The organism is Actinomadura sp. NBRC 104412 (assembly GCF_030269515.1).
Classification (GTDB): domain Bacteria; phylum Actinomycetota; class Actinomycetes; order Streptosporangiales; family Streptosporangiaceae; genus Spirillospora.
Genome location: NZ_BSTM01000049.1, coordinates 26,064 through 34,933 on the forward strand (window position 1 = coordinate 26,064; position 8,870 = coordinate 34,933).

7 protein-coding genes are annotated in these 8,870 nt (G+C 69.9%); 6 read left to right on the forward strand and 1 reads right to left on the reverse strand.

The window, feature by feature from the left end; translation table 11 throughout:
* Window position 1 precedes the first annotated feature (1 nt).
* Window positions 2–934, reverse strand: a complete 933-nt coding sequence (locus QSK21_RS34185; RefSeq protein WP_285701843.1) for a TauD/TfdA dioxygenase family protein — start codon at window positions 932–934, stop codon at window positions 2–4.
* A 161-nt stretch (window positions 935–1,095) separates the two neighbouring features.
* Here QSK21_RS34185 and QSK21_RS34190 point away from each other — a divergent pair, with 161 nt between their 5' ends.
* The 6 genes from QSK21_RS34190 to QSK21_RS34215 all read left to right on the forward strand — a co-directional run.
* A complete protein-coding gene (locus QSK21_RS34190; RefSeq protein ID WP_285701845.1) occupies window positions 1,096–2,658 on the forward strand; it encodes an ABC transporter substrate-binding protein in 1,563 nt (520 codons plus the stop codon).
* A 10-nt stretch (window positions 2,659–2,668) separates the two neighbouring features.
* On the forward strand, window positions 2,669–3,628 hold the full coding sequence (locus tag QSK21_RS34195) for an ABC transporter permease (protein ID WP_285701847.1): 960 nt from the start codon (window positions 2,669–2,671) through the stop codon (window positions 3,626–3,628).
* Window positions 3,625–4,512: an ABC transporter permease gene (locus QSK21_RS34200; protein ID WP_285701850.1), complete on the forward strand. Its 888-nt coding sequence runs from the start codon at window positions 3,625–3,627 to the stop codon at window positions 4,510–4,512. The genes QSK21_RS34195 and QSK21_RS34200 overlap by 4 nt, the downstream gene beginning before the upstream one ends.
* A complete protein-coding gene (locus QSK21_RS34205) occupies window positions 4,509–6,128 on the forward strand; it encodes a dipeptide ABC transporter ATP-binding protein (RefSeq protein ID WP_285701851.1) in 1,620 nt (539 codons plus the stop codon). Before QSK21_RS34200 ends, QSK21_RS34205 begins: the two co-directional genes overlap by 4 nt.
* A gap of 589 nt (window positions 6,129–6,717) precedes the next feature.
* Window positions 6,718–8,445, forward strand: a complete 1,728-nt coding sequence (boxC, locus tag QSK21_RS34210; protein ID WP_285701853.1) for a 2,3-epoxybenzoyl-CoA dihydrolase — start codon at window positions 6,718–6,720, stop codon at window positions 8,443–8,445.
* A 2-nt stretch (window positions 8,446–8,447) separates the two neighbouring features.
* On the forward strand, window positions 8,448–8,870 hold a 423-nt coding region (locus QSK21_RS34215), incomplete at its 3' end, for a hypothetical protein (RefSeq protein ID WP_285701855.1).

An 8,870-nucleotide genomic window follows, 5' to 3' on the forward strand; every position in this document is an offset into this window, starting at 1 on the left:
GTCAGGCGGCGCGGGCCGGGAGGGAGGAGAAGGCGGTGGCGTCTCCCTGGATGACGGTGCTGGTGTCGCCGTTGATGCCCACGGGGATGTCACCCGCGACGGTGATGCGGTGCAGGAGACGCGGGTGGTCGTCGTAGTCGGCGACCGCGTAGTGCTGGGTCGCGCGGTTGTCCCAGATGGCGATGTCGCCGGGGCGCCAGTTCCACCGGACGGTGTTCTCCGGCTTGGTGATGTGCCGCTGCAGCAGGCCGTACAGGTCCTGGAAGTCCGGTGTGGACAGGCCGGGGATCGACTGGACGAAGTGCCCGAGCAGGAGTGAGGGCTCGCCGGTCTCGGGGTGGACGCGGACCAGGGGGTGTTCGGTGAGGTAGATCGTGTTCCGGAACTCCTTGCGGTAGCCCTCCTCCTTCACGTCCAGCCCGCCGACCGTCGCGGGACGTTCGAGGGCGTAGTCGAAGGCGTTGCTGTGCCGGGCGCGCAGTCGGCCCACCAGCGTCTGGAAGGCGGGGTGCAGGTTGGCGTACGCGGCGACGGTGTTCGCCCAGATGGTGGTCCCGCCGTAGGGAGGGAGCGTGATGGCGCGCAGGATGCTGATGGCGGGGACGCGGTCGACGAAGGTGACGTCGGTGTGCCAGCTGTTGGCCTTGCTGCGTTCGGAGTCGATCGGCAGGATCGCCTTCCCGTCGCCGCGGACGGTGGGGTGCGGTGAGGTGACCTCGCCGAGCTGGGCGGCAAAGTCGTACTGGTCCTCGTCGGTGGCGTGATCCTGATCACGCAGGAACACGACCCTGTGCTTGAGGAGCGCCGCGCGGAACTCGGCGACCGTGGCCGGGTCGAGGTCGGCGCCGATGCGCAATCCCGAGACGACGGCGCCGATGTTCCCGCCGACCTTGGTCACCTCAAGCGTGGCCGGCTCACTGTGCAACTGGGTCATCGCCCGCGTTCCTTTCTCTTGACGTACGGCTTTCCGGGGCGCACCCGGAGGATTCCCAATCTATCCGACTAGTTTAGTATGGATCTCCCATGCCGCCCAGAGCGGACTCCGACGTCCGTCGTGTGGCGGAGGACCGTGACGGAGGAACAAGGAGCGTGTCCATGAGCAGACCCCTGTCCCGTCGTGCCCTGTTGTCCGGCCTGGCCGGTGGAGCCGTCCTGCTCGGCCTGCCCGGATGTACCTCCGCGGTCGGACGGCAGGGCTCGGGCAAGGGCCTGACGGGCGGAACCCTCACCGGCGCCATCGGCACCGATCTGGTGCCGGCGAACTTCTTCACCAACTCCAACTGGGGTGTGACGACGATCATCGGGCTGGTCTACGAGAGCCTGATCCACTACCCCAACGACAGCCTGAAACCGGAACCCAGGCTCGCCGAGAGCTGGACCATCGCCGACGACGGGACGACCGTCACGCTGAAGCTGCGGGGCGACGTGAAGTTCCACACCGGACGCCCGTTCACCTCCGAGGACGTGGCGTTCTCGCTGAAGACCTACGCCGACCCCAAATGGAACGGGCAGCTCAAGAGCACCGCGCAGGCGATCAGGTCGATCGACACCGGCGACCCGGGCACCGCGGTCCTGCACCTGGCGCATCCGGTCAGCAACATCCTCGACCTGCTGGAGATCGTCCCGATCGTCGACAGGGAGACCTTCGCCGACCTCGCGAGCGGCCGCAGGTACGTCGGCACCGGGCCGTTCAAGTTCGACGGGTGGACGCCCAACGCCCGGCTCCGCTTCAGCAAGAACCCCGGCTACCGGGTTCCCGGACGGCCCTATCTGGACGCCGTCGACATCGCGATCGTCCCCGATGCCACCGCGCAGGCGAACCAGCTCCGCAGCGGGCAGATCGACTACGCGTACGGCATCGGCAACCTGGACATCGAGCGCCTGGAGAAGACGGGCAAGATCAACAAGATCCAGCTCACCGGCGCCGAGGAGCAGATCTACGTCGGCACCAACGTGACCGCCGAGGGCCTGTCCGACGTGCGGGTCCGGCAGGCCATCGCGTACGCCCTGGACCGTGACCGCATCCTGGCCGAGGTCTTCCGGGGCAGCGGCTACGTGGTCAACCTGCCGTGGCCGAAGACCTCACCCGCCTACGACGAGAAGCTCAACGGCACCTTCCGGCGGGACGTCGCCAAGGCCAGGGGCCTCATCGCCGCCTACGGCAAGAAGGTGCCGACGCTGACGTTGAACTACCAGAGCTCGAACCCGCTGTTCGCGGCCACCGCGCAGATCGTGCAGGCCAACCTCAAGGAGATCGGGATCGAGGTGAGGCTGGAGCCGCTGGACCCGCCGACGTTCGTCGCCCGGCTCATCGGAGGCAAGCTGCCCGGGCTGTGGACCACCTACCACTCCTGGGCCCAGTACACCCCCTCGACGCTCACCGTCAGCGCCTACCCCTTCAACGCTCGCAAGAACGCCTCGCACTACACGTCCGACACCTACATCAAGGACGCCGACGACGCGTGGAAGCAGCGCAAGGGCGACAGCCCCGAGGCGCTGGAGGCGTACGGCAGGCTGTCGCGCGACCTGCTCGACGGGCTGTTCCTCATCGAGATCGCGATCGTGGAGCCCCGCTGGGCCGTCAGCGACAGGGTCACGGGCGTCTCCTACACCAAGCGGCACGAGCTCGTGCTCACCGACGCGCGGCTGACCGGGTGAGGGCACGGCCATGACACTGTACGTGCTGCGCAGGCTGCCCTCGCTGGCCCTGGTGCTCCTCGTCTCCTCGATACTGATCTTCGCCGTGCTGCGGCTGGTCCCCGGCGACCCGGCGGAGTCGCTCGCCGGGGCGGACGCCACCCCCGAGGCCGTCGAGGCCATCCGCCGCGAACTCGGCCTGGACCGGCCATGGGCGGCCCAGTACCTCGCCTGGCTCGGCGCGATGCCGACCTTCGATCTGGGCCGGTCGTACCTCATCGGGGGGACCATCGACTCGCTCGTCGCGGACGCCCTGGGCAACACGCTGCTGCTGGCCACGAGCGCGCTGCTGCTGGCGGTGCTGACCGCGCTGGTGCTCGGCACGCTGTGGGCGGGGACGCGGCGGGCATGGCTGGATCACCTGCTGACCGGCGTCAACACCCTGGCGATAGGGGTGCCGACCTTCGTGATGGGGGTGGCGCTGATCCTGCTCTTCGGCGTCATCGTCCCGGTGCTGCCCAGCGGCGGCGTCCCGCGCGAAGGGCTGCTCGCCAACCCGTCGATCACGTTCCAGTACCTGCTGATGCCGGCGGTGTGCCTGGCCCTGCCGGTCGGCGCCGTGCTGACCCGGTACGTCGCCGAGTCGCTGCGCACCGAACTCGCCCAGCCCTACGTCGTCACCGCGCTCGCCGCCGGGGTCTCCCGATGGCGGGTCCTGCTGCGGCACGCGCTGCGCAACGTGCTGCCGACCAGCCTGACGGTGCTCGGCCTGCAAACCGGTGCGCTGCTCGGCGGCGCGGTACTGGTCGAGTTCACCTTCTCCTGGCCCGGCCTGGGGCTGCTGTTCGAACGGGCGATCACCGGTCGTGACTACCCGGTGGTGCAGGTGCTGCTGATGCTGTCGGTGGCGGTCTTCGCCGTCCTGCAACTGCTCACCGACGTCGCGCACGCCGCCCTCGATCCGCGGGTGCGGCTGGGAGGGTCCCGATGAGCGCCCTCGAACTGGGGACGTCCGAACCGCTCGGGGACGCCGAGCCGGACCAAGGGCCGCGTGCGCGGCGCGGCGCCCTCCTTCGCGGGCGGGGCCTGGCCGGACTCTCGCTCGTCGGCGTGGTCGTGCTCGCCGGCCTGCTGGCCCCGCTGATCGCGCCGTACTCGCCGCAGGAACAGCTACCGGACGCCAACCTGCTGGGCGCGAGCGCCGGGCACCTGTTCGGCACCGACGAGGTGAACCGGGACGTGTTCTCGCGGGTGCTGCACGGCATCCGTGCCGATCTGCTGGTCTGCCTGATCGCCGTGCCCTGCGGCGCCGTCCTCGGCGGGCTGCTCGGGCTGGTGGCGAGCCAGTACGGCCCGGCGGACGTGGCCGCGCAGCGGGCCTTCGACATCATCCTCGCCTTCCCCCCGATCATCCTGGGCATCGGCATCGCCGCGGTCACCGGCGTCGGCATGCTCCCGGTGATCTGCGTGGTCATCGGGACGGAACTGCCCATCTTCGGGCGGCTGGTGCGCACCGCGACGCTCAAGGTGCGCGAACTGCCGTACGTGGACGCCGCCGAGTCGATGGGCGCGACACGGGCCTGGGTGCTGCGCAAGCACGTGGTCCCGAACATCCTGGACGCGGTGATCGTCCAGCTCGCGCTCTCGGCGTCCATGGCGGTCTTCATCTCCAGCGCGATGAACTTCATCGGCATCGGGGTGCGGCCCCCGTCCCCGTCGCTGGGCGGGGTGCTCGCCGACGCCATGGCCCAGCTCGGCACCAACGACATGTACGCGATCGGCCCGCTGCTGGTCATCGTGATGCTGGTGCTCGGCTTCCAGCTCATCGCGCAGGCCCTGCTGGCCGAGCGCCGACACGGAGGTGGTGCGCCATGACGGCGCTGCTTCAGATCAAGGACCTGACCGTCCGCTTCCCCGGAGTGACCGCCGTCCGCGACCTCGCCCTGGAGCTGCACCGCGACGAGGTCCTGGCCGTGGTCGGCGAATCCGGATCGGGCAAGTCGGTCACCGCGCTGGCCGTCCTCGGCCTGCTGCCGAAGACCGCGGCCGTGTCCGGAAGCGTCGTCCTGGACGGCCAGGAACTGCTCGGCCTGGACGAGGAGCAGCTGCGCCGGGTGCGCGGCGCCCGGATCGCCCTGGTCTTCCAGGAACCCTCGACCGCGCTCAACCCGGTCGAACGGGTCGGCTGGCAGATCGGCGAGGTGCTGCGGGCGCACGGCACGGCATCCCGCAGGGAACGGCGCGAGCGGGCGGCCGAACTGCTCGCGCAGGTCGGGATCCCGCCGGAGCGGGCGCGGGACTACCCGCACCAGTTCTCCGGCGGCCAGAAACAGCGGATCGTGCTGGCCCTCGCGCTGGCCGCCGACCCCGACGTGCTGATCGCCGACGAGCCCACCACGGCGCTCGACGTGACGGTGCAGGCCGAGATCCTCGCCCTGCTGCGCGAGCTGCAACGCGATCGGGAACTCGCGGTTCTCCTCATCACCCACAACATGGGCGTGGTCGCCGACCTCGCCGACCGGGTGGCCGTCATGCGCTCCGGACGCGTCCTGGAGACCCAGGACGTGCACCGGATCTTCGCCGCCCCCTCGACCCCGTACGCCCGGCGGCTCCTGGCGTCGGTGCCGCAACTGGGCGTCCAGGACCCTCCGGCCCGCGATGTTCCCGAGTCCGCGCCGAAGTCTCCGCCCGCGTTCGCCGTCACCGACCTGGTCGTCGACTACCCGGGCCATCCCGCCGCGCTCGACCGGGTCACGCTGTCGGTGGCTCCCGGCGAGGTCCTCGGCATCGTCGGCGAGTCGGGTTCCGGCAAGAGCACCCTGGGACGCGTCGCGACGGGTCGGCTACGGCCGTCCTCCGGTACGGCGCGGCTCTTCGGAACCGACCTGGCCCCGCTGCGCCGCGGCGATCTGCGGGCCCTGCGCAGGCGCATCGGCGTCGTCCACCAGGACCCGGCCGCCTCCCTCGATCCCCGCCGCACCGTGCTGGAATCGATCACCGAGCCGCTCGACATCCACCGCGTGGGCACCCCCGCCGAACGGGTTGCCCGCGCCGAGGAGCTGCTGGACCAGGTGGCGCTGACCCGTGACCACGGCGCCCGGCTGCCGCGTGAACTGTCGGGCGGTCAGCGCCAGCGGGTGGCGCTGGCCCGTGCCCTGGTCCTGGAGCCCGAACTGCTGCTGGCCGATGAGCCCACCAGTGCCCTGGACGTGTCGGTCCAGGCGACCGTCCTGGAGCTGTTCGCGGAACTCCAGCGCCGGCACGGGTTCGCCTGCCTGTTCATCAGCCACGACCTGGCCGTGGTGAACCAGGTCGCCGACCGGGTGGCCGTTCTCCGCTCCGGACGGCTGCTCGAACTCGGCCCCGCAGACCAGGTGCTGACCCGGCCGACCTCCGACTACACACTGAGACTGCTGGAGTCGGTTCCCCTGCCGGACCCCGAGGCCCAGCGCGCCCGGCGAGCCGCCGGACCCCTGAAGACCTCCGCCTGACGGTGTACGCGGCGCGCCGGCACAACGCCGGCGCGCCGCGAGCACCTCAGTGACGTCGACCGATTCGACCGGCCACGCCTCGGCGACCTCATCGGGGCGCGCGCCGTGCACCTGCAATGCCATATCGGCACCGAACCGTGCCCCTGGTGCGCCTGGGTGCCACGAGGAGCGGCCTGCACTTCTCCGCAAAGGCGCCGCACCAGGCGCGGCAACTGGCGGCAGGCATGGGCACCGCCATCAACTCCCACCAGGCCGAGCTCGACGACACCGCCGACCCGCCCTCCCTGTGCTACCCGTACTTCAAGACCACCGAGCCTGCGAGGTCAAACCGGAAAGACGCTTCATCTTTCATTTCCAGACCGGCGGAGCCGTGAGGGCCGCGACGTCCACCGGTCGCTGTGACCAGCGGCACGGTTGGTCAAGCGCGTGAACGGAGCCCTTGGCCAACCGCGCTCGCTTTCATCCACCGAACCCGGCCGAAATCCGAGCATGCCTGCCACCGTTGGCTCGGGCGTCGATACTCTACGACTCCTTGACGTTCCACTACGAGTATGTAGAAGATTGGGGAGCGGAAGGAGATGGACACCCGATGACCACCTTGATAAGCGGGCCCGCCACCGGGACAGGACAGGATCCTGCTGGTGAGACGGCAGAATCGGTGCACGTTGAGTTCAGGACGCAGGTGTCGGCGTACCGTCACTGGCGGCTGAGTTTTGACGGTTCGGTTGCCACGCTGACGATGGACGTCGACGAACAAGGGGGTCTGGTCCCCGGCTACGAGCTGAAGCTGAACTCCTACGACCTGGGCGTGGACATCGAGCTGTACGACGCGGTGCAGCGGCTGCGGTTCGAGCATCCCGAGGTGCGGACGGTGGTGGTGACCAGCGGCAAGGAGAAGATCTTCTGCGCGGGCGCGAACATCCGGATGCTGGCCGCGTCGCCGCACGAGTGGAAGGTGAACTTCTGCAAGTTCACCAACGAGACCCGTAACGGGATCGAGGACGCGACCGCGAACTCGGGGCAGACCTACCTGGCCGCGTTGAACGGCACGGCGTCGGGCGGTGGCTACGAGCTGGCGCTGGCGTGTGAGCACATCATGCTGGTGGACGACCGGTCCTCGGCGGTGTCGCTGCCGGAGCTGCCGCTGCTCGGAGTGCTGCCGGGCACGGGCGGCCTGACCCGCGTGACGGACAAGCGGCATGTGCGGCGTGACCTGGCCGACTACTTCGCCACCAGGGCCGAGGGCGTCGGCGGCAAGAAGGCGGTGGCCTGGCGGCTGGTGGACGAGGTCGTGCCGCGGACCTCATGGGACGCCACCGTCGCCGAGCGCGCGAAGGAGTTCGCCGCCCGATCGAACCGACCGGCCGATGCCAAGGGCATCGAGCTGACGCCGCTGGGCAAGATCCGCACCGACGGCGAGATCTCCTACCGGTACGTGACGGCGAGGCTCGATCGCGAGCGGGGCGTCGTGGAGATCACCGTCCTCGGCCCGGAAACGGACGCGCCCGCCGACATGGCCGCCGTCCACGCCCAGGGCGCGGAGTTCTGGACGCTCGCGATGACCCGTGAGCTGGACGACCTGATCCTGGACCTGCGTACCAACGAGACCGAGCTGGGCACCTGGACGTTCCGCACCAAGGGCGACGCCTCCCGCGTGCTGGCCTGTGACGCCCTGCTGCTGGACAACGCCGGTGACTGGCTGGCCAATGAGATCGTCCTGTACCTCAAGCGGACGCTCAAGCGCCTCGACGTCACCAGCCGCAGCCTGATCGCGCTGATCGAGCCGGGCAGTTGCTTCGCCGGGTCGCTGCTGGAGCTGGCGCTGGCCGCCGACCGTTCCTTCCACCTGGCCGGGGTGTTCGAGGAGATCGATCCGGACGCCGAGCCGGCCGCGATCACCGTGGGGCCGATGAACCTCGGGCCGCTGCCGATGGGCAACGACCTCACCCGGCTGGCCACCCGCTTCCACGGCGATGACGACGGCCTGGCCGCCGCCGAGTCCGCTCAGGGTGAGGCGCTGCGGGCCGAGGACGCCGAGCGGCTCGGCCTGGTCACCTTCGCGCCCGACGACATCGACTGGGACGAGGAGGTCCGGATCGCGATCGAGGAGCGGGCCGGGTTCTCCCCGGACGCGCTCACCGGCCTGGAGGCCAACTACCGGTTCACCGGCCCGGAGACGTTGGAGACCAAGATCTTCGGGCGGCTCACCGCCTGGCAGAACTGGATCTTCACCCGGCCCAACGCCTCCGGAGCCGAGGGCGCGTTGCGCAAGTACGGCACGGGGCAGCGCGCCGACTTCGACAAGAAGCGAGTCTGAGCATGACGATCACCGCGGACTACTCCGAGAAGATTCCGAACAACGTCGACCTGCACGAGGACCGGCGGCTTCAGCGGGCGCTGGAGTCCTGGCAGCCCAACTTCCTGTCCTGGTGGGACTCGATGGGGCCGTCCCTGCCCACCCGGGACGTCTACCTGCGCACCGCGGTCAACGTGGGTCGCGAGGGCTGGGCGCATTTCGGGCATGTGGCGATGCGCGACTACCGGTGGGGCATCTTCCTGGCCGAGCGCAACAAGGATCGGCGGATCGCCTTCGGCCAGCACAAGGGCGAACCGGTCTGGCAGAAGGTGCCCGGCGAGTACCGTGCCGACCTTCAGCGCCTCATCGTGATCCAGGGTGACACCGAGCCGGCGTCGGTCGAGCAGCAGCGTAACCTGGGCGCCACCGCGCCCAGCCTGTACGAC